General features: G+C 65.6%; 26 protein-coding genes, 1 tRNA gene, 1 other RNA gene and 2 pseudogenes. 15 read left to right on the top strand and 15 right to left on the bottom strand.

The genetic code is table 11. The features are described from left to right. Positions 1–22: 22 nt before the first annotated feature. Positions 23–214 (top strand): DUF7550 family protein, encoded by a 192-nt coding sequence (locus GO488_RS17180; protein ID WP_162319081.1) that lies wholly within the window; start codon positions 23–25, stop codon positions 212–214. Between the two features lie 161 nt (positions 215–375). Here the strand turns inward: GO488_RS17180 and GO488_RS19980 are convergent, their stop codons facing one another. The 5 genes and pseudogenes from GO488_RS19980 to GO488_RS17160 form a co-directional block, all read right to left on the bottom strand. Then, positions 376–996, bottom strand: coding sequence for a CAP domain-containing protein (locus tag GO488_RS19980; RefSeq protein ID WP_241692967.1), 621 nt, complete (start codon positions 994–996; stop codon positions 376–378). Positions 997–1,605: 609 nt separating this feature from the next. Beyond that, positions 1,606–1,710, bottom strand: a pseudogene (locus tag GO488_RS20250) (AN1-type zinc finger domain-containing protein); the annotation flags it as partial. A gap of 826 nt (positions 1,711–2,536) precedes the next feature. Further along, entirely contained in the window at positions 2,537–4,699 is a 2,163-nt protein-coding gene (gene purL, locus GO488_RS17170) for a phosphoribosylformylglycinamidine synthase subunit PurL (RefSeq protein WP_162319079.1), read from the bottom strand. A 243-nt stretch (positions 4,700–4,942) separates the two neighbouring features. Then, positions 4,943–5,242 (bottom strand): DUF7521 family protein, encoded by a 300-nt coding sequence (locus tag GO488_RS17165; RefSeq protein ID WP_162319078.1) that lies wholly within the window; start codon positions 5,240–5,242, stop codon positions 4,943–4,945. Between the two features lie 2 nt (positions 5,243–5,244). Beyond that, positions 5,245–5,622 (bottom strand): winged helix-turn-helix domain-containing protein, encoded by a 378-nt coding sequence (locus tag GO488_RS17160; RefSeq protein ID WP_162319077.1) that lies wholly within the window; start codon positions 5,620–5,622, stop codon positions 5,245–5,247. A gap of 207 nt (positions 5,623–5,829) precedes the next feature. Between GO488_RS17160 and GO488_RS17155 the strand changes: the two genes are divergently transcribed. The 3 genes from GO488_RS17155 (at position 5,830) to GO488_RS17145 (ending at position 9,041) form a co-directional block, all read left to right on the top strand. Next, on the top strand, positions 5,830–6,975 hold the full coding sequence (locus GO488_RS17155) for a multicopper oxidase domain-containing protein (RefSeq protein ID WP_162319076.1): 1,146 nt from the start codon (positions 5,830–5,832) through the stop codon (positions 6,973–6,975). Between the two features lie 293 nt (positions 6,976–7,268). Further along, a complete protein-coding gene (locus GO488_RS17150) occupies positions 7,269–7,955 on the top strand; it encodes a PHP domain-containing protein (protein ID WP_162319075.1) in 687 nt (228 codons plus the stop codon). A 3-nt stretch (positions 7,956–7,958) separates the two neighbouring features. Then, the gene (locus GO488_RS17145) at positions 7,959–9,041 is read left to right on the top strand and encodes an asparagine synthase C-terminal domain-containing protein (protein WP_162319074.1); all 1,083 of its coding nucleotides are present in this window, start codon (positions 7,959–7,961) and stop codon (positions 9,039–9,041) included. On the opposite strand, the gene GO488_RS17140 is transcribed toward GO488_RS17145, so the two are convergent. Next, positions 9,042–9,452, bottom strand: coding sequence for a universal stress protein (locus GO488_RS17140; RefSeq protein ID WP_162319073.1), 411 nt, complete (start codon positions 9,450–9,452; stop codon positions 9,042–9,044). A 171-nt stretch (positions 9,453–9,623) separates the two neighbouring features. On the opposite strand from GO488_RS17140, the gene GO488_RS17135 reads away from it, so the two are divergent. Continuing rightward, positions 9,624–11,084 (top strand): sensor histidine kinase, encoded by a 1,461-nt coding sequence (locus GO488_RS17135; RefSeq protein ID WP_162319072.1) that lies wholly within the window; start codon positions 9,624–9,626, stop codon positions 11,082–11,084. A gap of 90 nt (positions 11,085–11,174) precedes the next feature. Here GO488_RS17135 and GO488_RS17130 read toward each other — a convergent pair whose 3' ends face one another. Further along, a complete protein-coding gene (locus GO488_RS17130; RefSeq protein ID WP_162319071.1) occupies positions 11,175–12,143 on the bottom strand; it encodes a transcription initiation factor IIB in 969 nt (322 codons plus the stop codon). A 221-nt stretch (positions 12,144–12,364) separates the two neighbouring features. Between GO488_RS17130 and gatC the strand changes: the two genes are divergently transcribed. The 4 genes from gatC to GO488_RS17110 all read left to right on the top strand — a co-directional run bounded on the left by gatC (position 12,365) and on the right by GO488_RS17110 (position 14,609). Beyond that, on the top strand, positions 12,365–12,643 hold the full coding sequence (gene gatC, locus GO488_RS17125) for an Asp-tRNA(Asn)/Glu-tRNA(Gln) amidotransferase subunit GatC (protein WP_162319070.1): 279 nt from the start codon (positions 12,365–12,367) through the stop codon (positions 12,641–12,643). Between the two features lies 1 nt (position 12,644). Next, positions 12,645–13,922, top strand: coding sequence for an Asp-tRNA(Asn)/Glu-tRNA(Gln) amidotransferase subunit GatA (gatA, locus tag GO488_RS17120; RefSeq protein ID WP_162319069.1), 1,278 nt, complete (start codon positions 12,645–12,647; stop codon positions 13,920–13,922). Between the two features lie 59 nt (positions 13,923–13,981). After that, complete coding sequence (locus GO488_RS17115; RefSeq protein ID WP_162319068.1) at positions 13,982–14,161, top strand: hypothetical protein; 180 nt, start codon at positions 13,982–13,984, stop codon at positions 14,159–14,161. 121 nt (positions 14,162–14,282) lie between these two features. Next, positions 14,283–14,609, top strand: coding sequence for a DUF7344 domain-containing protein (locus tag GO488_RS17110; protein ID WP_162319067.1), 327 nt, complete (start codon positions 14,283–14,285; stop codon positions 14,607–14,609). A 49-nt stretch (positions 14,610–14,658) separates the two neighbouring features. Here the strand turns inward: GO488_RS17110 and GO488_RS17105 are convergent, their stop codons facing one another. After that, positions 14,659–15,762 carry a glycosyltransferase family 4 protein gene (locus GO488_RS17105; RefSeq protein ID WP_162319066.1) on the bottom strand — a complete coding sequence of 368 codons (1,104 nt, stop codon included), beginning with the start codon at positions 15,760–15,762 and terminating at the stop codon, positions 14,659–14,661. 38 nt (positions 15,763–15,800) lie between these two features. Here GO488_RS17105 and GO488_RS17100 point away from each other — a divergent pair, with 38 nt between their 5' ends. After that, positions 15,801–17,195 (top strand): MFS transporter, encoded by a 1,395-nt coding sequence (locus GO488_RS17100; RefSeq protein WP_338401345.1) that lies wholly within the window; start codon positions 15,801–15,803, stop codon positions 17,193–17,195. On the opposite strand, the gene GO488_RS17095 is transcribed toward GO488_RS17100, so the two are convergent. Next, on the bottom strand, positions 17,196–18,161 hold the full coding sequence (locus tag GO488_RS17095; RefSeq protein ID WP_162319064.1) for a hypothetical protein: 966 nt from the start codon (positions 18,159–18,161) through the stop codon (positions 17,196–17,198). A 42-nt stretch (positions 18,162–18,203) separates the two neighbouring features. Further along, complete coding sequence (locus GO488_RS17090; RefSeq protein ID WP_162319277.1) at positions 18,204–19,274, bottom strand: glycosyltransferase family 4 protein; 1,071 nt, start codon at positions 19,272–19,274, stop codon at positions 18,204–18,206. A 100-nt stretch (positions 19,275–19,374) separates the two neighbouring features. Between GO488_RS17090 and GO488_RS17085 the strand changes: the two genes are divergently transcribed. The 3 genes from GO488_RS17085 to GO488_RS17075 are packed head-to-tail and all read left to right on the top strand — an operon-like array spanning position 19,375 to position 20,844. Continuing rightward, complete coding sequence (locus tag GO488_RS17085; RefSeq protein WP_162319063.1) at positions 19,375–19,662, top strand: ribonuclease P protein component 4; 288 nt, start codon at positions 19,375–19,377, stop codon at positions 19,660–19,662. A 52-nt stretch (positions 19,663–19,714) separates the two neighbouring features. Beyond that, positions 19,715–19,963, top strand: a complete 249-nt coding sequence (locus tag GO488_RS17080) for a YhbY family RNA-binding protein (protein WP_162319062.1) — start codon at positions 19,715–19,717, stop codon at positions 19,961–19,963. Further along, positions 19,963–20,844, top strand: coding sequence for a mechanosensitive ion channel family protein (locus tag GO488_RS17075; RefSeq protein ID WP_162319276.1), 882 nt, complete (start codon positions 19,963–19,965; stop codon positions 20,842–20,844). Before GO488_RS17080 ends, GO488_RS17075 begins: the two co-directional genes overlap by 1 nt. 119 nt (positions 20,845–20,963) lie before the next feature. On the opposite strand, the gene GO488_RS17070 is transcribed toward GO488_RS17075, so the two are convergent. From GO488_RS17070 to GO488_RS17060, 3 genes are all read right to left on the bottom strand, one after another. Continuing rightward, a complete protein-coding gene (locus tag GO488_RS17070) occupies positions 20,964–21,137 on the bottom strand; it encodes a hypothetical protein (protein ID WP_162319061.1) in 174 nt (57 codons plus the stop codon). A 322-nt stretch (positions 21,138–21,459) separates the two neighbouring features. Then, positions 21,460–21,771: signal recognition particle sRNA (gene ffs / locus GO488_RS17065), an RNA gene on the bottom strand. A 73-nt stretch (positions 21,772–21,844) separates the two neighbouring features. Then, positions 21,845–22,258, bottom strand: a complete 414-nt coding sequence (locus GO488_RS17060; protein ID WP_162319060.1) for a DUF7548 family protein — start codon at positions 22,256–22,258, stop codon at positions 21,845–21,847. A 79-nt stretch (positions 22,259–22,337) separates the two neighbouring features. Between GO488_RS17060 and GO488_RS17055 the strand changes: the two genes are divergently transcribed. Beyond that, on the top strand, positions 22,338–22,667 hold the full coding sequence (locus GO488_RS17055; protein WP_162319059.1) for a DUF5798 family protein: 330 nt from the start codon (positions 22,338–22,340) through the stop codon (positions 22,665–22,667). 30 nt (positions 22,668–22,697) lie between these two features. On the opposite strand, the pseudogene GO488_RS20245 reads toward GO488_RS17055, so the two are convergent. Further along, positions 22,698–22,817 (bottom strand): annotated as a pseudogene (locus GO488_RS20245) (RAD55 family ATPase); the annotation flags it as partial. Between the two features lie 186 nt (positions 22,818–23,003). On the opposite strand from GO488_RS20245, the gene GO488_RS17045 reads away from it, so the two are divergent. Next, positions 23,004–23,078 (top strand) — tRNA-Arg (locus tag GO488_RS17045). A gap of 167 nt (positions 23,079–23,245) precedes the next feature. Here GO488_RS17045 and GO488_RS17040 read toward each other — a convergent pair. Next, positions 23,246–23,599, bottom strand: coding sequence for a DUF7268 family protein (locus GO488_RS17040; protein ID WP_162319058.1), 354 nt, complete (start codon positions 23,597–23,599; stop codon positions 23,246–23,248). Position 23,600: the final 1 nt, after the last annotated feature.

Below are 23,600 nucleotides of genomic sequence, written 5' to 3'. Positions count from 1 at the left end.
CCCGCTCCCGGTAGACGCGAACATGGCAGACGAACACGCCGAGGAAAACCGTCCGAACTACGACCCCGAACACGTCGAGCTACCGGACAAACAGGCCCCGCTGCGCTCCACGTCGCCACAGAGCCCGTTTACGATGGGACAGGTCGGACAGGGATTCGCCGTCATGCTCGTCGGCCTGGTTCTCACGTTCGGCATCGCGCTGGTGCTCGTGTAGAAACGACTGTCTCTGTTGCACCCCTCAGCACCGGATAAAATCCGCGTGCGAGATATAGAGGGCTGTATTTAACCCGACTATTGACCTTTGTCACCGATTGAGGGAGATTTCAATGCCTATTGAAGGTATTGTCGTAGTGATATCCAACTACTAAATGCCGATCAACAGAAATTCTGCGTAGCGTATATTCGAGTTGCTCCGTCGACCTCCGCAACGGAGATTCCAATACCCTCTGACTGAAATCGCTCTCTGAGGATGTTCTCTCGATGACCGGTCGAATTCATCCACTGATTAACGAGTCCAATCGCCACATCCTGTTCTGAGTCATAGTATAGCAGCCTACCTTCCGATTGAATATTCTCTTCCCAATAGGTGTAGGCGATGTTTTCGCCACCAGCACAGTTGATACCGAATCGTTGATAGCGGTCTCCGAGGGATTCACCATTCGGTGAGTCGTGTGAGAAGTATCCCTTACTGGCCATATCCTTCGAATGATAGCGAGCGACCTCTACAAGGTCAGAGCGATACTCTAATTGACCAAGCCCGTTTGCGGTCCGTCGCTGGTTGACTTCCTCATGAATCGCCATCTCAACGGCCGAAATGTCAATTTCATTGGAACCACTATTCGTCGTCTGGTCTTCGGGATCGGCTGTAGTGTACGTGGCTTTAGTGGAGCTACTAGATGCCGTCGATACATTCGCTGATTCATTCGTAGACAGGTTAGCAACAAATGCCGAGAGAGGCTGGTAGACACCAGCCTGTTTAGCGATCTCCGTCGACACCCTATCTACTGGTTCAATACCTGTCCCAACAGTTGACCCCACGAGACCAGCGACAAGTGCGAGGATCAGTGAGGCGATTAACAGCCGCTTCGTCCACCGAATTCCGCGTCGTCTCCACAGCAGCCAGTTGGGCCAATGGGTGGCGATACGGAGTAGTGGTAGCCCTGACTTCCAGCCACAGCGGTGGCAGGTTGTGAATCGATCTGTTCGCCGTCGTGAGACCCACTTCCCACAGTATGGACAATCGCCGCTGTATCGTGGACCTGCGGTAGCACCAGCAAAGAGTATCTGAATTGGCGTAGCAAGATTGTTTACTGTTTGGGATGTAGATTCCGCTGCTTCTCTCCCTACAATACTCCCGTCGGTAGCTACATCAGGACTGCTCTCGTATTCTGCTTCTCTCGAAGGGGAGTTTGGAGCGGTCTTTGGTTGCGTTGGTTCTCGAACTTCACTCTCCTCATCTTTGATTCCAAAATCGTCGGTATCTGGTTTCTTCGGTTGTTCAGATGAATTCCTTAATTGGCTATCATCGTCTTCCCCAAGAACAACATCCCGCTTTGCTTGGCGAAATTCAGGGCCCAAGGTCTCTGCTGAACGAAGAGCAGGACAATCGTGCCTTTCAGGAAGAACGTGCTCAGAACAGAATGTTCCTTCACAGTACGTGCAATTATTGGAGAGTCCGCTATCTTCCCCACAGATATTACATTTAGACATCCATTATTCCGAATATGTACGCCGAATTGATATCAATATTATGACTGACTCGAAGGAACGTGTAGTGTCAGTAGAGAACGATATATGACGACCGTTCGTTGAAGAGATTGTACTAGTGGGAGGAATAATCGCACATAGTAACGAACCTATCCCTTCCTGCCGAAACACGTCGTTTCCATGAAAGCTAGAGCAGGTAAAGAATGAGTGCGACGAAAATCACGAGCAGTAGGACTCCAGCATAGAGGCCGAGATTGCTATCATCGGACCCCGGCTGGACTGGAGAACTCGTGGCCTCACGGACATTTGAGATCGTCTCGACATCATCGTCAGGGCGTGTGTATTGGTGGTTTTCATCGGGTTCAACGTATTTCCCGCCAACCTTTTTGAACTCCTCTGTACCACAGACTTTGCATTGTTTTGGATCGTCTATGTGTTTCTGCTTGCACTTATCACAGTACCAGACAACCTTCTGTGATTCTTGGTCCGATACAGGTTTCGTTTTCCAACTCTTCGACGGCTTCCCCTCGCCTTCGTGATATTGGGTGAGGACAGTATAACCACACTCAGAACATTCGGATGGATTTGACCGATAAGTCTCCCCGCAACGATAACATTCCCACTTGTCACTTCGAAATATTCCCATTCGTGCCCTCTGTGTTTGTGAGATGAGGTAACTATATCGGCTATTTCAGCCGACCGGTCTTCAATACAAAATACTAACCGTTCTGGGTATTTCCGATAGATCCGCGCCTTGTATGCAGTACTGCTGAAACCTATCGAATTGAAAGGGGCCTAATAAGGCCAAACGACGCTGCTTTCCGCGTTATCAGGCCAGTTCGTCGGTGATCGTCGAGCGCAGCGCGGCGATCTCCTCGGCGTCGTACCGCAGCGTGTCGTCGTTGACCGTGATATCGAGGTGGTTCGACCCGTTCGCCTCGCCCAGTTCCGTCACCGGCGCGACGCCGTCGAACGTCTCGTAGAGGGCGTCGGGGTCGGTCGTCTCGAAGACGACGCGGCCGGGCTGTTCGTTGAAGAAGAGGCGCTTTCGCGTGCCGCGGTCGACGGTCTCTATCTCGACGTCGGCACCGGCGTCCTCGTGGACCATCTCCGCGAGCGCCACCGCGAGGCCGCCGTGGCTCACGTCGTGGCTCGCCAGCACGTGGTCGGCGTCGGCCACGTCGGCGATCGTCTCGATCAGGCTCGCGGGGTCCGCGGGCAGTTTCGGGAAGGCGTCGGTGCCGCCGAACTGCGCGGTGTACTCCGAACCGCCGAGACACGGGTCGGCCTCGCCTTCCAGCGCCCGGTCGCCGACGACGACGAGCGTCCCTTCGCCGGAGAGCTTCGCCGGCGGCGCGTCGTAGCCCTCCTTGACGCCGACCAGCGCGAGCGTCGGCGTCGGCGGGATGGGACCCGCGTTCGAGTCGTTGTACAGCGAGACGTTGCCGCCGACGACGGGCACGTCGAGTTCGGTGCACATGTCGGCCAGCCCGTCCACGATCCCCTTGAAGCCGCCGTAGACGTCGGGCTTCTCGGGGTTGCCGCCGTTCAGGCAGTCGACGGCGGCGTGGGGGAGCGCCCCCTTCGCCGCGACGTTGGTGGCGTTCTCAAGGGCGACGGCCCGCGCGCCCTCGTAGGGCGCGGCGTCGGTCCAGTTGGGGTCCGCGCCCGCGGAGAAGGCCAGTCCCGTGCCCGCCTCCCGTATCGCGAGCAGGGAGGCGTCGTCGCCGGGCAGGACGCTCGTCCGGACCTGCACCTCGTGGTCGTACTGGCGGTAGACCCACCGCTTCGAGGCGGTGTTGGGGCTGGCGACGATGCGCTCGAAGGCCTCTTCGAGATCGACCGTCGGCAGGTCCCGCTCCCGTTCGGGCGGGTCCTCGGCGGGCAGGTCGTTCATCGGCGCGCCGTCGCCGAGGAACTCGGCGTCCACGTCGACGACGATCTCGCCGTCGAACGTGCAGATGTAGTTGGTCCCCGCCTCGGTGAGTTCGCCGATGACGGAGCAGCCGAGGTCGTAGCGCTCGGCGAGTTCGGCGACGCGGTCGACGTTCTCGGGTGCGACCTCGTAGACCATCCGCTCCTGGCTCTCGGCCAGCAGGTACTCCATCGCGTTCATGTTCGGTTCGCGCTCGTGGACGCGATCGAGTTCGATGCGCGCGCCGAGCCCGCCTTTGGCGACGAGTTCGGAGGAGGCACCGCCCAGCCCCGCCGCGCCGAGGTCGCGGGCCGACTCGACGAGTTCCTCGTCCAGCAGGGCCTCGTTGCACTCGATGAGGAGTTTCTCCGTGTAGGGGTCGCCGACCTGCACCGCGGGGCGGTCCTCGGTCTCCGCGTCTTCGGCGAGGTCCTCGCTGGCGAAGGAGGCTCCGCCGAGGCCGTCGCGCCCGGTCGAGTTGCCGACGAGGACGAGCTTGTTGCCCGGCTCCTGTGCCTCGGCGGTGATGGTCCGATCGGGTTCCAGCAGGCCGATACAGGAGACGTTGACGAGCGGGTTCCCCTCGTAGCGGTCGTGGAACGCGACCGACCCCGTGACCGTCGGGACGCCGATGCAGTTGCCGTAGTGCGAGATGCCCTCGACGACGCCCTCGAAGAGATAGCGGGAGTGCTCGCGCTCGAAGTCGCCGAAGTACAGCGAGTCCGCGAGCGCGATGGGGTAGGCTCCCATCGAGAGGGTGTCGCGGACGATGCCGCCGACGCCGGTGGCTGCCCCGTCGAAGGGGTCGACGTAAGAGGGGTGGTTGTGGGACTCGACGCCCATCGTGATGTACATCTCCTCGCCGTCGTGGCTCGGGAGCGAGACGACGGCGGCGTCGTCGCCGGGGCCGATGACGACCTGGTCTCCGTCGGAGTCGAACGCCGAGAGCAGCGGCCGCGAGGAGCGATAGGCGCAGTGCTCGCTCCAGAGGTTCTCGAAGAGAGCGGCCTCCGCTCGCGTCGGCTCCCGACCGATCTCCTCGACCACGATATCGCGGTCAGCGTCGGACAGGCTCATTAGGTGGTGGTGGCCCCCGGCCGGCTAAATCGCTTTCCATGCGCCCGCGTCGCGGCTCGCCGCGCGGAGACGGCCCTCTCCGCCTCGCCGGCGCTGTCGCCGCCGAGCAACGGGGACGACAGCGGCGCGTCGATAAACGTCATACCGAGATACCGAACCGTGATCGACCCGACGTGGACCGGCGGCTCGAAACCGATTCGGAACCGACAAAACGGGAGATCGAGACGGGAAGACGGTCCGCGTTCAGCGGACGTACAGCGAGTAGAGGATGATGCCGAGACCGATGGCGGTCAGGGAACTGGAGACGAAGACGCTCGTGTAGATGAGGTCGCCGGCCGTGTATCGCTCGACGCCGAGGTCGAGGACGCCGCCGAGCACCGCGCCGAGCGTGACGATGCCGAACCCGGCGGTGAGCCACTTGTGTTCCGGCGAGCCGGTCCTGCTGTAGGCCTTGTACGAGTAGTACGTGATGAGACCGCCGATGACGAGGATGAGGGTCTGTGCGACGACGACGCCGATTTGCGAGCTTGGGATGTGTGGCATGGTTACGTCTCCTTTCGGACCTCCGACCAGATGTTCTCGAGGCGCTGGTCCGGGGTCCGCGCCCGGTGGGCGATCTCGACGTCGAAGGCGTTGTTCTCGTCGAGGAGGATGACGACTTCCTCGAAGTCGATGTCGTAGCGACTGGCGTGTTGGCCGTCCGGGCGGACCTCCACGCCCTCGTAGAGCAGCGAGGACTCGGTGAGCAGTTCTAGCTTCCGATAGGTCGTCGAGAGGGGGACGCCGCTCTCGTCGGATATCTCGCTCGCCGTCATCGGTTCGTCGAGGACGCTGACGATGTCGCGACAGTCCTCGTCGTCCAAGGCGTCGAGAACTGTCGTTAACTCGGGTGAGTCGTCGTCACCGAACGGGTTCCGGACCATCCTTGTCTGAAAGTCGACAGTCCCCGCTTTTAATGTCACCGACTCGTGGCATACGAGTCCGTCGGGGATATCGACCGGTTAGTGCCGAAGCGTTCGAGAGAGCGGATTACTAAACGGCCGGGCCATTCTCAGTTTCTGGGAACGGTTCTACCGGCGCGAGAACGCCCCTCTGGGGGTTTATGGGTGGCTCGTCTACGTCCACCTGTAATGAGTGAACGCATCGGTGCACCCGGTTCAGGTATCTCGCGTCGCGACTTCGTGAAGGCGTCCGGTCTCGGCGGCACGCTCGCGCTCGCGGGCTGTACGGCCCCCGGCTCGCCGAAGGAATCGGTCGGCACGGCGACGAACGCCAACGCCGCCAGCAGCGACCTGCCGACCACGTCGCCGCCGGAGGTCGTCGACGTCGACGAGCGGGGCGGCGAGGTGACGCTCTCGTCGGTCCCCGCCCGTCACGACGCCCATCCCGGCGACTCGATGGGCGGCCCCGTCGAACTCCCGCAGGTGTGGGCGTTCAAGGCCGACGACGGGAACCCGAGCGTTCCCGGTCCCATCCTCCGGACGACGGAGGGCGAGGACATGGAAGTGACCCTCGACAACACGGACGGGATGCGCCCGCACACGATCCACTTCCACGCCGTCTCGAAGAAGTGGGAGGACGACGGCGTCCCGACGACGACGGGCGTCCGCGTCGACCCCGGCGACAGCCACACCTACACCATCCCCGCGGACGTGCCCGGGACGCACCTCTATCACTGCCACTACCAGACTCACCGACACATCGACATGGGGATGTACGGCATCTTCCGAGTCGACCCGAAGGGGTACGAACCCGCCGACAAGGAGTACTTCATGACGCTGAAGGAGTGGGACTCCCGGCTCAACCGCCAGATGGCGGGGATGGACGCCACCTACAACCCGCGTAACCGCAACCCGGACACCTTCACCATCAACGGGAAGTCCGCTCCCCATACCCTCCACCCCGAACAGGGGTCGCCCGTCATCGTCGAACAGGGCGATACGGTCCGCATCCACATGGTCAACGCGGGCTACATGGACCACCCGATGCACATCCACAACCACCGCTATCAGGTGACCCACAAGGACGGCGGCGAGATCCCCGACGTCGCCCGCCACGAGCAGGACGTCTGTTCGGTCCCGCCCGCGGGCCGCCGGACCATCGAGTTCACGGCCGACGCCGACCCCGGCATCTACCTCATGCACTGCCACAAGGTCAACCACGCCATGAACGGAACGGCGTACCCCGGCGGGATGGTGACCGGCCTCGTCTACAAGGAAGCGATGGGCACGGACATCTTCAAGCAGTTGATGGAGTACGCGGGGTACGAAGGCTGAGTGAAACGAAGCCTTCGGAACGAGCGAGCGGGGAGAGCGAGGCGCTTCGCGCCTCGACGACGAGCGGTGGAACCGCGAGTCCGACCCGCGAGCAGCGAGGGTTGATCGAAGCGAAACCCTCGTTACAGACGAACGGGGAGCGAAGCGACCCGTGAGTCACGAAGGATGACCGTAGGGAAGCCCTCAGACCAAACGAGCGGCCCAGCCGCGAGCAGCGACGGCGGTGCGGAGAGACGGACCCGTGGTAAACGGGGACCGAGTTGCTTTTGGCCCGTCCCCCAGTAGAGAGGAGCGTGCTGTCGGTCGAGCTACACACGCATTCCGCGCTCTCTCACGACGGCCGGGACTCCGTCGAGCTGCTGTTAGAGCAAGCGAGCGGTATCGGCTTGGACGCGCTCGCCATCACCGACCACGACGAGATCGGGGCGAGTCAGCGGGCGGCCGAACTCGCGCCGGAGTACGGCATCGTCGGGATCACCGGGATGGAGGTCACGTCCACCGCGGGCCACGTCCTCGCGCTGGGGATCGACGAGGCGGTTCCGGCCGGGCTCTCCTTCGCCGAGACGCTCGACCACATCCGCGAACAGGGCGGCCTCGCCGTCGTCCCTCATCCCTTTCAGGAGTCCCGCCACGGCGTCCTCGAACACATCTCGAAGGACGAACTCGCCGAGGCTGACGCCATCGAGGTGTACAACTCCCGGCTGCTGACCGGCCGATCGAACCGACAGGCAGAGCGGTTCGCGCGCCGCCGGGGGCTGCCGATGACCGCCGGGAGCGACGCCCACATCGCCGAGATGGTCGGTCAGGCGGTGACGAAAGTCGACGCCGACGAGCAGTCCGTCGGCGCGATCCTCGACGCCATCCGCGAGGGGCAGACGACCGTCGAGGGCGAGCGAACGCCGTGGCGCATCAGCTTCCGGCAGGCCGCCGGCGGGGCCAAGCGCCGCGTCCAGAGCCGCATCGGGAGTTTTCTGGGCTGAGCGATGCGGGGAGCCGACGAGCGCGTCGTCCGGGAAGCCGTCGAGAGCGGCGACGCGCTTCCGGGCACGGGCGGTTTCGCCGGAGAACTGGACGGGGCGCTCGTCCGTGACGTGCTGGGACGGTATCCGCTGTACGCCGAGCGAGGGGTTTCGGACCCGGCCGACGCGTGGACCCACGACCCGGCGGCGCTCGACGACCCGGTACCGGTTCCGGCGGGCCACGCGTGGGACGCCGACGGTCGACGCAGACTCTGGACGCTTCCCGACCCCGATCCCTTCGCCGACCGCGAGCGCGCGGTCGACGCGGTCCGAGAAGCCGTCGAGACGAGTATCGACGCCGTGGACGCCGACGGTCTCGCTATCGCCTTCTCCGGGGGGCTCGACTCGGCGCTGTTGGCCGCTCGACTCGACACCCCGCTGTACGTCGCCGGCTTCCCGGAGAGCCACGACGTCGAGGCCGCTCGGTCGGCCGCCGACCTGCTGGACCGAGAGCTACGGGTCGTGGAGTTGACCCACGACGCCATCGAGCGAGCGGTCCCCGAGATCGCCGCCGCGACGGGGCGGACGAACGCGATGGCCGTCCAGATCGCCCTGCCGCTGTATTTGACCGCCGAGCGGGTCGCCGCGGACGGCTTCGACCGGCTCGCGCTCGGACAGGGCGCGGACGAGCTGTTCGGCGGGTACGCGAAGGTCGCGAAAGCGCCCGAAGACCCCCGGGTCGAGGCCGAGACGGTTCGGGGCGCACAGCGAGAGGTGCTCGAAACGCTCCCCGAGCAACTCCCACGGGACGTGTCGGCGTTGCGGGCCGCGGGCGTCGAACCAGTCACGCCGCTGCTCCGCGACCAGGTGGTGTCGGCGGCGCTCCGCCTCGATGACGACATGCTGGTCGACGGCGAGACGCGCAAGTGGACGCTCCGGCAGGCGGCGCGTCGCTCCCTGCCGGACGCGATCGCGACCCGGGAGAAGAAAGCCGCCCAGTACGGCTCGCTGGCCTCGCGGGAACTGGACCGACTGGCCCGACAGGCCGGCTACAAGCGGCGGATGGACGACCACGTCACGCAGTACGTCGAATCGCTGGTCGAGTGACTACTCCGCGGACGCGCCGCGGCCGGTCACGGCGACCGGCCGCTCGGAGTCGAGGATGACGGCCTGACTCACGCTCCCGAAGACGAGCGCGCCCAGCGGCGAGCGCTTGCGCCCGCCGAGGACGATCATGTCGACGTCGAGTTCCTCGGCGACGGCGATTATCTGTCTCTCCGGGTCGCCGTGGCCGGAGCGCGCGTTCGCGGTGACGCCGGCCTCCCGCAACTCCTTCATCGCTACCTTCCCGGCGCTCGTCTGCTCGACGGCGGTCTTCTCCGCGGTCTCCTCGTCCCGGAAGACGTGCAGGACCGTCGCCGTCACCGACTCCTCGGCGTGAGGGAGCGCGACCGTCGCAGCCACCTGGGCTCGCGTCCGTTCCTCGCTGTCGTCGAGAGGGAGCAAGACGTGGTACATAGCGTCGAAGAGACGGCCGGTGTGCGATTAGTTACCACCACCTTACCCGCGCGTCGATGGCGCTCGCCGAGAGCGACCGCCGAGGTGAACGCGACACACCGCTCGGTCGCCGCCGGCAGCGGCGGGCCAGACCCCTAAGCATAATTACTACTTACTTCGATTGGACGTGGTATGGGGTACGCTTCGCGGGTCATCGACGGCGTCGGTGGGCGGCGATTGCTCTTGGGTCTGGGCGGGCTCTACGTCCTCGTCGCCGCGGTTTTCCCCGCCGCGCTCCTCCTCGGTGACAGAACCGCGAACTCGGTCGGTATCATCTCCGTTCTCACGGGCGCGGCCGGTCTGGCGCTTCTCTATGGCGGCTACCGGCTCCCGCGAACCGACATCCGAGCCGACCTCTACGGCGACATCGCGGAGTGGTGTGTTCGGGGTATCGGGGTCATGCTCGCCATCCTGGGGTTCATACAGTTAGTGGCCGGCCTCAACGACGTCGCCGCGAACGTGTTCGTCCTCACGTCGCTCGCCGGCCTCGCCGGGTTCGGGATGGGAAACCACGACGCGCGAGCGAAGACCCGGGCGTTAGACGCCGAGGAACGACAGCGCGAGGCCGAGCGCTACAGCCGGGAACTCGAACGCTATCACACCATCGTCGAGACGGTCAACGACGGCATCTACGTCGCCGACTGCGACGACCGGTTCACGCTCGTCAACGGGGCGTACGCCAACATGACAGGCTACGACCGCGAGGAACTCGTCGGCTCACACGTCTCGCTCGTCTTGGACGAGACGTCGGTGACAGCGGAGATCCGAAGCGATCTGGACGCCGACATCGCCGGACGGCAGACCTATTCCGCGACGATGCAGACGGCGGGCGGCGAGCGGAGAGACATCGAGGCGAACGTCGCGCGGCTGCCGGGGACGGACGGCGGCCCGTACGACAGAGTCGGCGTGGTCCGAGACGTGACCGAACGCAACGAGCGCGAGCGGCGGCTCGAAGAACAGAACGAGCGACTGGACAGCTTCGCCGGGATGCTCGCACACGAGTTGCGAAACCCGGTCAACATCGGACAGATATACTCGAACCGACTCCCGCGGGAGACGAACCCCGAAGCCGTCGAGTACGTCACAGAGGCGTTCGACCGCATCGACAACATGATCGACGTCATGCTGGTCGTGACGCGGGGGCGAGAGGCGGTTTCGTCTCCCTCGTCGGTCTCGCTCGCCGACGTCGCCGAGGCCGCGTGGGACGAGGTGACGGCTCCCGACGCGACGCTCGCGGTGGCGGTCGAGGCGACGATACGGGCCGACGAGACGTACGTCCGACACCTGTTTCGGAACCTGTTCGAGAACAGCGTGGAGCACGGGGGGAGCGGCGTCGCTATCACCGTGGGCGGCTTACCAACCGGTTTCTACGTCGAGGACGACGGGTCCGGCATCCCCGCCGATTTCCGGGAGCGAGTGTTCGAGACGGGGTACACGACGGCGAGCGAGCGCGGCGGGATGGGGTTGGGGCTGACGTTCGTCCGCGAGATGGCCGACGTCTACGACTGGACGTGTACGGTGATCGAGAGCGAGAGCGGCGGCGCGCGCTTCGAGTTCGAGAACGTGGCCGTCGTCGAGAGCGTCGCCGAGTAGCGTCGCTGTCTCGGGGGACAGCGTCTGAAGGGCGGGATCGCCTCGATATTCGCGACGGCGGAACGGAGAAGAGACCGCGTTCGACCGCGTTTAGGGGTGGACGCTGTCCTCGGCTTCGAGCAGTTCGTGGTAGCGGTTGCGGATGGTGACCTCGGAGATGTTGGCAACTTCGCTCACCTCGTTCTGCGTGACCTTCTCGTTGGTCAACAGCGAGGCGGCGTACACCGCGGCGGCGGCGAGGCCGACCGGCGACTTCCCGGAGTGGACGCCCTCCTCCTTGGCGTTCTTCAGGAGCTGGCGGGCCCGGCGCTCGACTTCCTCGGAGAGCTCGAGGTCCGAGGAGAACCGGGGGACGTAGCTCTCGGGGTCCGCGGGCTGGATCTCGAGGCTCAGTTCCCGGACGACGTAGCGGTAGGTCCGGGCGATCTCGTCTTTCCCGACCCGGGAGACGTTCGCGATCTCGTCGAGCGACCGGGGCGTCCCGGCCTGCCGAGCGGCGGCGTACAGCGACGCCGTCGAGACGCCCTCGATGGAGCGGCCGGGCAGGAGGTCCTCGTCCAGCGCTCGGCGGTAGATGACCGAGGCGGTCTCGCGGACGTTCTCGGGGAGGCCGAGCGCGCTCGCCATGCGGTCGATCTCGCCCAGCGCCTGCTTGAGGTTGCGCTCCTTGGAGTCGCGGGTGCGGAAGCGCTCGTTCCAAGTGCGTAGCCGCTGCATCTTCTCGCGCTGGCGCGAGGACAGGGAGTTGCCGTAGGCGTCCTTGTCCTGCCAGCCGATGTTGGTCGAGAGCCCCTTGTCGTGCATCATGTTCGTCGTCGGCGCGCCCACGCGGGACTTCTCGTCTTTCTCCTTGGAGTCGAACGCGCGCCACTCGGGACCGGGGTCGATCTCGTCCTCTTCGACGACCAGACCGCAGTCCTCACAGACCGTCTCGCCGCGCTCGCTGTCGGAGACCAGAGAACCGCCACACTCGGGACAGACGGCGGTCTCCTCGTCCGCTGTCTGCTCGTCTTCGGTTTCGCGCTCGCTCGTGTATCGGCGGATGGTGGTGTCAGTCATTGGTGGGGACAGCCGGGTCTGGGAACCCGAAAAAGCTCTTTGTGCTCTTTTGTTGTAGGGTGAGCGACTTAAATCCTTTGCTTGCATTGCAAGCTAATCTTGGCGTTTCGGAAAAGTCTCTTCACCATTCTATATGGAATACTGCGAATGAATGAACCGGCCCAAACAGTTTGGCCGCAAGTTTCGAAACGCTTACCGCTGGGCCGCTACTCCGGCCGGACATGAGCGACAACGCCGTCGAACCCGGCGAGGTCCGACACGTCGCCGATCTCGCCCGCGTCGACCTCGACGACGCGGAGGTCGAGCGGTTCACCGAGCAGTTCGGCGAGATCCTGGCCGCCTTCGAGGCCCTGGACGAGGTGCCCGAGACCGACCGCGAGACCGAGCTGACGAACGTGATGCGCCCCGACGAGATTCGGGAGGGGCTGACACAGGAAGAGGCGCTCCGGAACGCGCCGGAATCGGAGGCGGGGCAGTTCAAGGGGCCGAAGGTGTCGTGAGATGACCGACTACAACGGCTACATCGCCACCGAGACCATCGAGGGCGACGACGACGGCCCGCTCGCCGGCCGGACGGTCGCGGTCAAGGACAACATCTCGACGGAGGGGGTCCGCACGACCTGCGGGTCGGAGATGCTCGAAGACTACGTCCCGCCGTACGACGCGACGGTCGTCAGCCGGCTGAAGGCGGCCGGCGCGACCATCCCCGGGAAGACGAACATGGACGAGTTCGGCATGGGAACCACCACGGAGACCTCGGCGTTCGGGGCCGTCGAGAACCCGGTCGCGGAGGGGCGGGTCCCCGGCGGCTCCTCGGGCGGGTCGGCGGCCGTCGTCGCGGCCGGCGACGCCGACATGGCGCTGGGCAGCGACACCGGCGGGTCGATCCGCTGTCCCGCCGCCTTCTGCGGCGTCGTCGGCATCAAGCCCACGTACGGATTGGTCTCGCGCTACGGCCTCGTCGCCTACGCCAACAGCCTCGAACAGATCGGGCCGATCGCGCCGACCGTCGAGGAGGCCGCCGAACTGCTCGACGTCATCGCCGGCCCGGACGAGCGCGACGGCACCACGCGGGAAGCGCCCGCCGCCGGCGAGGAGTACGCCGAAGCGGCCGACGGCGACGTCGACGGCCTCTCTATCGGCGTCCCGACCGAGCTCGTCGAGGGGGCCGACGAGGCCGTCGTCGAGACGTTCTGGGACGCGATAGCCGACCTCGAATCGCGGGGCGCGACCTACCACGAGGTCGACCTCCCGAGCGTCGAACACGCCGTCGAAGCGTACTACGTCATCGCCATGTCCGAAGCCTCCTCGAACCTCGCGCGGTTCGACGGGGTCCGGTACGGCAAATCGGGTGGCTACGACGGCAACTGGAACGAGTCGTTCGCCAATGCCCGCGAGGAGGGCTTCGGCGAGGAGGTCAAGCGCCGAGTTCTGCTGGGGACGTACGCGCTCTCTGCGGGCTATCACGACAAATACTACAAGAAGGCTCAGGACGCCCGCGCGTGGGTGAAACGGGACTTCGACGAGGCGCTCTCCGACGCCGACGTGCTTGCTTCCCCGACGATGCCGGTCCCGCCGATGGAGCGCGGCGAGAGCCTGGACGACCCCCTGACGATGTACTTAGCCGACGCCAACACGACGCCGGTCAACCTCGCAAACCTCCCCGCGATCTCCGTGCCCGCGGGCGAGACGAGCGAGGGACTGCCGGTCGGCCTCCAACTGGTCGGGCCGGCCTTCGACGAGGAGACGATCATTCGGGCCGGAAGCGCGCTCGCGTAGGGGTCGCGCTCGTTCTGCGAGGGCGACACAGTTTACCTACTGGCGGTCGTCGAGTCACTATGGCAGACGACGGGCCGTTGGGATGGATTCACTGGCCGACGATGGCGAAAGCCGCCGTCGCCGGCGTCGGCATCGGGATGATTCTCGCGGTGATGTTACAGGACTTCGTCTTCGGCGTCCTGTTCGGGCTGGTCAACGGCGTCGCGTTCGGTATCGGTCACTCCTACACCCGGTCGTGACGACTCGACGGCGTTTCGCCGGAAGGTGCAACCTAGTCACCTAGGCTACACTCTTACCGGTATCGCTGACAATACATCGTACAGGTGCCGGTGAGCGCTGGCACACGTCCGGTCAATATCCATGTCGAACACAACAACAGTGCGGTCAGACGGGTGGGGTGAGCTAGCTCACCTCTCTGCGAACGAGCGGTATCGCCTGTTGGCGTCCGATCGGCGGCGCGTCCTCTTAGACGCTCTCAAAGAGACGACAGTACCGACCGCTCTTGCCTCGCTGGCGACGGAAGTCGCGGCCCGCGAGGAGGGGGTCGACGCGGGCGACGACGAGGCGGTGGAGCGAGTCGCCGTCACGCTGCACCACAACCACCTGCCGCGGATGGAAGACGCCGACCTCCTCCGTTACGACGCGACGACGAACTGCGTCGTCGCCGAGAGCGTCTCGATGGAGTGAGCCGGTAGAGCGCGTGCGATAGCGTGCGCTCGCTCGGTGGCGGCGTCCGCTACAGGACGCCTTCGTAGACGCTTCCCAGTCGGTCGACGGCGTGTTCGACGCTCACTGATTCGCGGCGAGCGAGGCAGTTCTCACGGAGCCGCTCGCGCTCGTCGAGCGTCCGCTCGATCGCTTCACGGAACCTGCTCATGTCTCCTTCGGGGTAGGTGTAGCCGGTCTCGCCCTCGTCGATGGTATCGCTGAGCGCACCGGCGTCGACGGCGGCGACCGGGGTGCCACAGCAGTTCGCTTCGAGCGCGACCAGCCCCTGCGTCTCGACGGGGCTCGGGAAGGCGAACACGTCGAGGGCCGCGTACAGTTCGGGCAGTTCCTCGCGGTCGAGGAAACCCAGAAAGCGGACGTCGAGGTCCATCTCGGCGGCTTTCGCCTCGAGCGAGTCCCTGGCCGGGCCGTCGCCACCGAAGACGACGGTCACGTCCAGTCCGTCACAGGCCGCGAGGATGTCGTCGAGACACTTCTCGTGCCCGTGGCGGCCGGTGTACCCCACCAGCGGCCCGTCCGGGAGGCCGTGGCGCTCTCTGAACGCCGCCGTCTCGACCGGCCCGAAGAAGTCGATGTCGACGCCGTTGGAGATGATCTCGACGGCGGCGTCGGTCCCGACCGTCTCACGGACGTGGGACGCGGCGCGGTCGCTGGGGGCGACGATGACGTCGGCGCGGTCGAGGAACCAGCGCTCGTAGTGTTCGGCGCTCGACTGGACCGCGGACTCGACGGCCCCGTTCGAGGAGAGGTACTCGGCGTACTCGCCCGTCGGCGTGTGATAAGACACCACGAGCGGCGCGTCGAGCCTGCGAGCGAGTCGTTGCCCCCCCATCCCGAGGCTGAAGGGCGTGTGTGCGTGGACGAGGTCGGCCCCCTCGACGGCGTCGGGGATCTGCGGCATTCCCAGTCGGAATCCCTCGTAGAACGGGAACGGGAGGCTCCGGACCGGGAACTCGCCCGGTTCGGGGTCGTGGTCGCTCCGGGGGTAGACCACGTCCATGCGGCCGCCGCGGGCGTTCCAGCGGTCCCGCCACGTCTTGACCGTGTAGGTCACGCCGTTGACGGTCGGCAGATACGTGTCGGTGAACGCGGCCACCTGCGGCAGTGCCATCGCCGCGGCGTAATCAGACCAGCGGGTAAACCCTTGCTATTGGCCGCCGTCGCCCGCCCGCGCGACGCTCCGTCGGAGCGCTTTTCAGCCCCCCGATTGAGCAACGTCTCATGACGTCGGATCGGTGGCTCTACGCGTGGGCGGTGGGATCTGTTGCGCTCGGAGCCGCGTCGTTGCTCGTACCGCTGTACTTCGTCACGATCGGCGGGAGTACGCTGTTGCTGGGTGTCCTCGCGGGCGTCGCCGCCGCGGCGGGCGCGCCCGGTGCCATCATCTTCGGCCGGATCGCCGACCGAACCGGCAAGCGGCGGTCGCTCGTCCTCCTCGCGCTGGCGCTGGCGGCGGGGGCGACGGCGCTCGTCTCGCTGTCCGAACGGCAGTGGCTGGTGATCGCCGGCAACGCTCTGCTGTGGTTCGCCGCGGGCGCGGTCGCGCCGGTGTTGACGCTCCTGGTCACCGTCGGCTCGCCGGAGCGCGACTGGCCGAAGCGGTTCGCCACGCTCAACCGGTATCAGGGATGGGGGTGGGCCGGCGGTCTCGTCCTCGGACTGGCGTGGACCGCGCTCCTCTCGGGGCCGCTCGGGACCGAGTTCGCCCAGCGGACGCTCCTGTGGGTCTGTGCGGGCGTCCTCGTCGCGGCGGCGCTGTCGGCGACGGCGTGGCTCCCCGTCGAGACGGCCGCCCTCGACCGACCGCGCAGGAACCGCCTCGCCGACGCGATCGCCCGCTCGCGTCGGCTTCCGGTCCGGAGCGCGACCTTCCCCGTCGGCCCGGGACGGGTCTACTGGCTCACTCGTTCGCTCCGTCCCCGCGCGTTCGCCGATAGGCTCACCCCGGCGCTGTCACTGTACTTCGGGGCCGTCGCCTGCTTCTTCGCCGGTTTCGGCGTGTTCTGGGGACCGCTGCCGTCGTACCTCTCGACGACGCTGGGCTACGACTCGGGCACCGTCTTCGCGCTGTATCTGGTCTCCAGCCTCGGGTCGGCCGTGTGTTACGGCGGAGCGGGGCGCCTCGCCGAGCAATACGACGTGACCGGCCTCCAGACGGGCGGCCTGCTGGCTCGCGCCGTCCTCCATCCGGCCGTCGCCGTCGTCGCCGCGCTCTTTCCCCTGACGGCGCTCGGACTCGCGGTCAACGGCGTCGTCTTCGTCGGCATCGGCGTCGCGTGGGCCGTCATCGCCGTCACGGCCGCCAGCATCGTGACCCGACTGGCACCGCCGCCGATCCGCGGGCAGGCGCTGGGCCTCTACACCGCGCTGTCCGGGCTGGCGAGCGGCGTCGGCTCGGTGGCGGGCGGCTGGCTGGCCGGCTACGGGTTCGCGCTGACCTTCGGCGTCGCCGGCGGCTTCGTCCTCGTCGGTGCCGCGCTGGTCGCCGTCGTCTGGTGGCGATCCCCGCGAGCGACGGCGGAGGGCGTCGCCGCCGCCGATTGATCACTCGGCGGCCGTCGCCGTCGCCAGCCGCTCTTCCCGGACAGACAGCTGAGTCCAGTAGACCGTCCCGTCGTAGTCGACGAGATATCGCCCGTCGAGGTCGTCCTCACCGGTGCCGTCGAGCGCGTGGGCCTGCTTCCGGTCGCGGAACCGCTCGGCGAGCGAGCGAACGGCGTCGGGAACGGTCTCATCGGGTCCGACCGAATACCCGCTCTTGGTCGAGATCGCGGCCTCGACGACCTCCCGCTGTGCCGACGGCAGGTCGGTTAGTTCGAACGCGACCGCCTCACGCATCCGCCGACCGTACTCGGCGACCGTCGCCACCTCTTCGATCGCGTACTCGTAGGCGTACAGCGGCGCGTCGTAGCTGTCGTCTACGATCCACTCGGCCTCCGAACCGTTCTCCCAGACGATCGCCTCGTACTCCGATTCGGGAACCAGTACCGACGCTTCGGTCTCTGCGTCGGTGTAGTGAAACGCCGTCCCGACGCCGACGGGGTCGCCGTCGGCCAATCCCTTCGCGGCGAATCGCTCGCGGTCGACGGCCGGGAGGTCGGAAAACCCGATCGACCGCGAGTCGGTAACAGTCTCTTGGAGGATATCGACCCGCACGGAGTACGTCGTCCCCGGCGTCGTCTCGACGACTTCGTGGTCGAGGACGTACACCGCGTCCCGGTAGTTAATGTGACGGCCTTCCGGAAGCGGCGGCCGAGTCCGCTCGACGGTCGCTCCGCCGTCCAAGATGCGGTCGAGGAGTTCGGCGCGGTCCTCGCTCTCGTCCACCGAGTAGGTGACGCGCTCGGCGAGGGCGACGTCTTCGACCGGCGTCATCGCTATTCGAGCGGCGGGCAGTTCCGCGACGCCGTACGCGGCGTCGTTACCAGAGGGCGCGCCACCGGAGAGACAGCCGGCGGCGGCTGTCGGCAGGAGGGACCCGACGGTGGCTAAGAAACAGCGGCGGTCCATAGTCGCCCTGTGAGCGGCGACACAGTAATAGCGCTCGGACGCTCAAACCGGGCTTTGATCGACTCCGCACACGTCTTCGTAGGCCGCGACCAACTCCTCGCCGACGCGGTCGAGTCCGTGCTCGCGGGCCGTTCGCTGGGCGTTCTCACCCAGTCGCTCTCGGAGTTCGGGGTCCGCTTCGAGGCGTTCCAGCGCCGCCTCGAACTCGGCTTCGTCCTCGCAGATGAGGCAGTCGTGGCCGTTCTCGTAGTACTCGCGGAAGACCGGGATGTCCGAGAGGACGACGGCCTTTCCGCAGGCCATCGCCTCCAAGACGACGATGCCCTGATTCTCGACTTTCGAGGGGAACAGGAAGACGTCGCCGGCCCCGTAGGCTCCCCGGATGTCCTCGACCCAGCCGGTGAACGTCACGTTCTCGGGCGGGTCCGAGGTCCAGCGCTTGACCGTTTTCGACCCCTGTGGCCCGTCGTCGTAGGTCCCGAACCACGCGAAGTCGTAGTCGGTCCGCCGTGCGAGTTCACAGAACGTCGTCAGTCCCTTGCGCTCGAAGACGCTGCCGACGGCGAAGACGGTCATCCCCGAGAGGTCGTAGCGCTCGCGGTACTCCTCGCGGAACGACTCGAATCCGGTGAGGGGTTCCGTATCGACGCCGTTGGTGACCGAGCGAATCGGCGCGTCGACGGGATACGATTCGAGGACGCCCTTGGTGTACTCGGAGGGACAGAGCACGAGGTCGGCCCGTGAGTAGAACCACTCGAGGTACTCGCCGAGCGCCGGAGCGACGAGGTTCGACCCCCGGAAACTCCCGGCGAAGTCCTCGCGGGTGACGTGAGCGTGGAGGACGAGCGGGACGTCGTTCCGGTTCGCGTGGCGGGCGACGGCGACCGACCCCGGCCCGATCATGTTGCAGTGAGCGACGTCGTACTCTCGGAAGATCGGATCGTCGAAGGCGAGGTTGCCCCCCAGCGCCCACGCGGGGTGCCCGTCTGCCCACGGCGTCGTGAGCACGGAGACGTCGGTGTCGGCGAGCGCCCGTCGCTGGTGGTCGACAGACGTGGCGATACCCGACCGCTCTAACCGGTCGGCGAGTTCGAGGTAGTTCAGGACGCGCACGCCCGGCCCGACCGCCGCCGCGAGCAAAACTGTACCGACTCCGCCGCCGGGAATCTCGCGGTTCGGAAGGGGTTTCCGCGCTCGGGTCTCAGTACCGGCGATGCCCGACGAGACGACCATCGCCCGGGAGCGCATCGACCGCCTCCGCGCGATGGCCCGCGAAGCAGTGGGCGAGGGCCGCGAGGACCGCGCCCGCGAGTACGTCCATACGGCGCGGCGGATCGCCGAACGCCACCGACTCCGCCTCCCGCGGGAGTTCGAACGGTCTATCTGCCGCTCCTGTGATACCTTCCTCGTTCCGGGCCGGAACGCCCGCGTCCGGACCCAGTCCGGCCACGTCGTCGTCACCTGTTCCTGTGGCGAACACTCCCGGTACCCGTACCGCTGAGTGGTTTCCGTGACTGTTGGTTTTATGAGTCCCACGGACTTTACCTCGGCACATGACTGATACGTCGCGCAAACAGCGGATACACGACCTCGACGCGACGCTCCGCGTCGGGAAGAACGGCATCGAGTCCGTCGTCGACGAACTGGACTCCCAACTCGAGGAGAGCGAGTTCGTGAAAGTCCGGTTCCTCCGGTCGGCCCGCGGCGGCACGACCAGCGAGGAACTGGCCGAGGAACTCACCGAACACGTCAACGCCGAGGTCGTGCAGGTCCGCGGCCACACGGCGGTGTTCGAGAAATGATGCAGGTCGCGCCGGTCGCCAACCTCTTAGAGCAGTTCATGCCGGAGGGACTCGCGCTGACGTTGGCGCAGGCCATCGTCTTCGTCGCCGTCTTCCTCGCGGTCTATCTGCTCGGACGGGCTATCGTCGTCCCCATCGTCGACCGCTCGCTCCAGTCCCGAGACCTCGATAAACACGCGCGGAACCCGATAAAGAAACTCACCCTCATCGCCATCGTCTTCGTCGCCGTCGCGGTGGCGTTCGGCTTCGCGCAGTACGGCGACTTCCTGCAGTCGCTCGCGACCATCGCCGCCGCGGCGACGCTCGCGCTCGGCCTCGCCATGCAGGATACGATCTCGAACTTCGTCGCGGGCGTCTTCATCTTCACCGACAAGCCGTTCCGCATCGGCGACTGGATCGAGTGGGACGACCACGCCGGCGTCGTCGAGGACATCAGCCTGCGCGTGTCCCGCGTCCGGACCTTCGACAACGAACTCCTGACGGTCCCGAACTCACAGCTCACCGACGGCGTGATCAAGAACCCCGTCGCCAAGGACCAGCTCCGCCTGAAGTTCGTCTTCGGCATCGGCTACGACGACGACATCGACAAGGCGACCGACATCATCATCGAGGAGGCGCACAAACACGTCGGCATCTTGGACGACCCCGCGCCCTCGGTTCGGCTCATCGAACTCGGTGACTCCTCCGTCGGTCTCCAGTCGCGCATCTGGATCGACAACCCCAGCCGCGCCGACTTCATAAAGACCCGCGGCGAGTACGTCCAGTCCGTGAAGGAGCGGTTCGACGAGGAGGGCATCGACATCCCCTACCCGAACCGCACCGTCGGCGGTGGCCTCGAACTGGCCGGGCTGGACGGCGTCGTCGAACCCGCGGACGACTAGGCGATCGATTTTCTCACATTCGACGACGGTAGTTGCCGTACTCTCTGTCGGGTTTTCGGCTTCTCCGACCAGACACGACAGTCGCCCCACGTTCAGTACGAGTACGGTCGAAACCGCCCTCACACGATACCGTCGCTTCGGTGTTCGTGAAACGCGACGATACTGAACCCCAGAATCGCGAAGAACACTCCCGCGAGGACGATGGGTGCGAACTGCGTCGTCAGCGTGATTATCAGCGGAAGCGTTCCGACGGCGGACAGCGAGGTGAACACGGTCCAGTGGACTATCTCCATGACTGACTCGCCGAGTGTAAGTTAAAAGACACTAATGGCCAGTCTCTCCTGCTCGTAGCTCAGTTAGTTACGTGTTATTCTCGAAACCCGGTCTCGCTCGGTAGCGTCTTCGCCCGAGAAACGACAGTAAAGACCGTTATAATGCCGTGAGGCGGCCGGCTGGAATCACGGATGTCGACTGATTCCGTAATGCCCGGTCCGGTAGAACGACGGCATCCGTGGTCCGGAGACACTCTCGGTATTCCGACAAGACGGTGGTTGCTTCAGTGACACTTGCCGCGGTGACGGCGGCGTCGCTACCGGAGGGAATGTTGAATGAATGAGATGGACCCCGGGTTTGCCCGGCGTTCGGACGTGGGTAATCCCGTTTGCCTCCTCCACCCCGCGACCCCACGAGCGACGGGTGTTCGATGGTCCGCTGCTCACTTCCGTGCCTGGCGGGCTGCCATCGACTAACCGCGTGGGCGCATCCCTGCAGATGCGACCACGCGGACCGCCGTCCCCGTGGGACGAGGCTTCGACGTTGGCTCACGGGGTCCACGTCCGTCTGACCGGACGCCCCCGGGTTTCGGCCCCCGCTGATGACCATAGTGCGGGTGTCGAGGGGGGCCAAGCCCCTCGGCCTAGTCCACGCCGAAAATCCGCCGCCGCCACATAAGGGCCTTTCGGAACATCGGGGGACTGCGCCCGTATTGCCGACGATAGTCTCAGAAGAGCCGCAGTGCGCGGGCGAACCACGCCGCGCCGAGCGGAACAGAGAGGGCGACGACGACCACTGCCCAACGGTGGTGCTCGATGAGCGTCGATTCGGTCAGTCCGAGGACGAGACTCACGGGAACTGTCGTCGCCCACAAGAGGGTGAGACCGACGATGAACAGCCCGAGCACGATAGCGGCTCCGGCGGCGACGCTCGGATCCGTCCGCCCCTCGCGACCGGCGGCGAAGACGATGATCGCGACGAGCGCGAAGACGGCGGGGATCACCGGAGAGAGGGCACCGGAATCGTAGTACGCTCCGACGGCGCTCGTCGTCTCGACGAGGAGATACGGCACCGCGAGCGCGAGGAGATAGAGCACACAGCCGACGATGCCGACGGTCGGCGCGGTCCGCAAGTCGTCCATAGCCACAGTCCGGACGGCGGCGTCTTAACGGCGACGTTCGAGCGAAACGACGAAATGGCTACTGTTCGTACCCACGGCCATGGGATTAGGTTCGACGGCGAAGAAGCTACAGAAAGTCGCCGATATCGCCGACGACCTCTACACGAAGGTCAACGAACTCAAAGCACAGTTGCAGGACCTCCGCGGCACGGTCGAAGCGACCAACGCCCGAGTCGACGAGATCGACGGCCGATTGGACGAACAGCGAGCGCTGCTCGAAGCGATCGCGGACGAACAGGGCGTCGATACCGACGCCGTTCTCACCGACGCGCTCATCGAGGACGCCGAAGGCTCGACGGCCGAGTCGGACGCGGCCGCGGAGACGGGAGAGGCGGAGGCGGACGCGAACGCGAAGTCGAGCGACGACTGAGACGGATTCCCGTCGCCTATAGGTCGACCCTCCGGCAGCGAGAATCTCCACGGCTAACTGGCGTTTGCCCGTCAGCGGCGGGCCCCGGAGGAGGAGATTCGTCCCGGACTCGACCGACGTCTCCCTGAAGCGGGGTCCGAGGTCGTACATTATCGTGACCGACTCGGCTCTCCACCGGCGCGGCAGCGACGGTTGTCTCTCTCCGTATCGATATACGTTCTTTTCCGTCCGAAGAAATTAGACAGGGACAGCGAGACGGCGACCCGTTACCCGATGGCAGTCGGCGGAACCGAATCGGTTGGTTTAAACCGGACTGGTGGATTATGTCTGAACACAGGGCGCTTAGCTCAGCCTGGACAGAGTGCTTGGCTTCGGACCAAACCGTCGGGGGTTCAAATCCCTCAGCGCCCGTATCCTGTCGCTCACAACTCGTGAGCGACTGGTTCGGTAATCTGAGAATTTGAACCACGCGAGACGAGCGACAGCGAGTCTCGCAGTCGGGTGAAAATCCCTCAGCGCCCATGATTTCTGCGCGAACGACAGTGAGCGCTGCGAGCGAACGCGAGCGCGTCGGCGCTTCAGACGCCGTAGGGAGCGCCGGCAACGGCAGCGCCGACCATCCCGCCGAGACCGAAGACGACCAGGAGGGCCGTCCCCTGTCGGCCGCTCTCGACGGTCCAGCTCTCGCTGACGCCCAGTTCGGCGGAGAACGTCTCTATCGCCTCGCCGGATAGCAGCACGGCGGACCACCCCAACAGCCCGAGCGAGAACGGGAGCGCGGCCAGCGGGAACACGAGTTCGCTGGCGTCCCGCGGCGACGTTCCGAACGCGACCAGCGCGTAGAACAGCAGGACGGCACCGGCGAAGCCGACGCCGGCGGCGCGGGCGAGCAGTCGCCAGTCGCGCCCCTCGGTTTCGACGCCGGCCGACATC

Source organism: Haloarcula limicola, from assembly GCF_010119205.1.
GTDB classification, from domain to species: domain Archaea; phylum Halobacteriota; class Halobacteria; order Halobacteriales; family Haloarculaceae; genus Haloarcula; species Haloarcula limicola.
The sequence above is the reverse complement of the archived record's forward strand: the minus strand, read 5'-3'. Positions and strand labels throughout refer to the sequence as shown.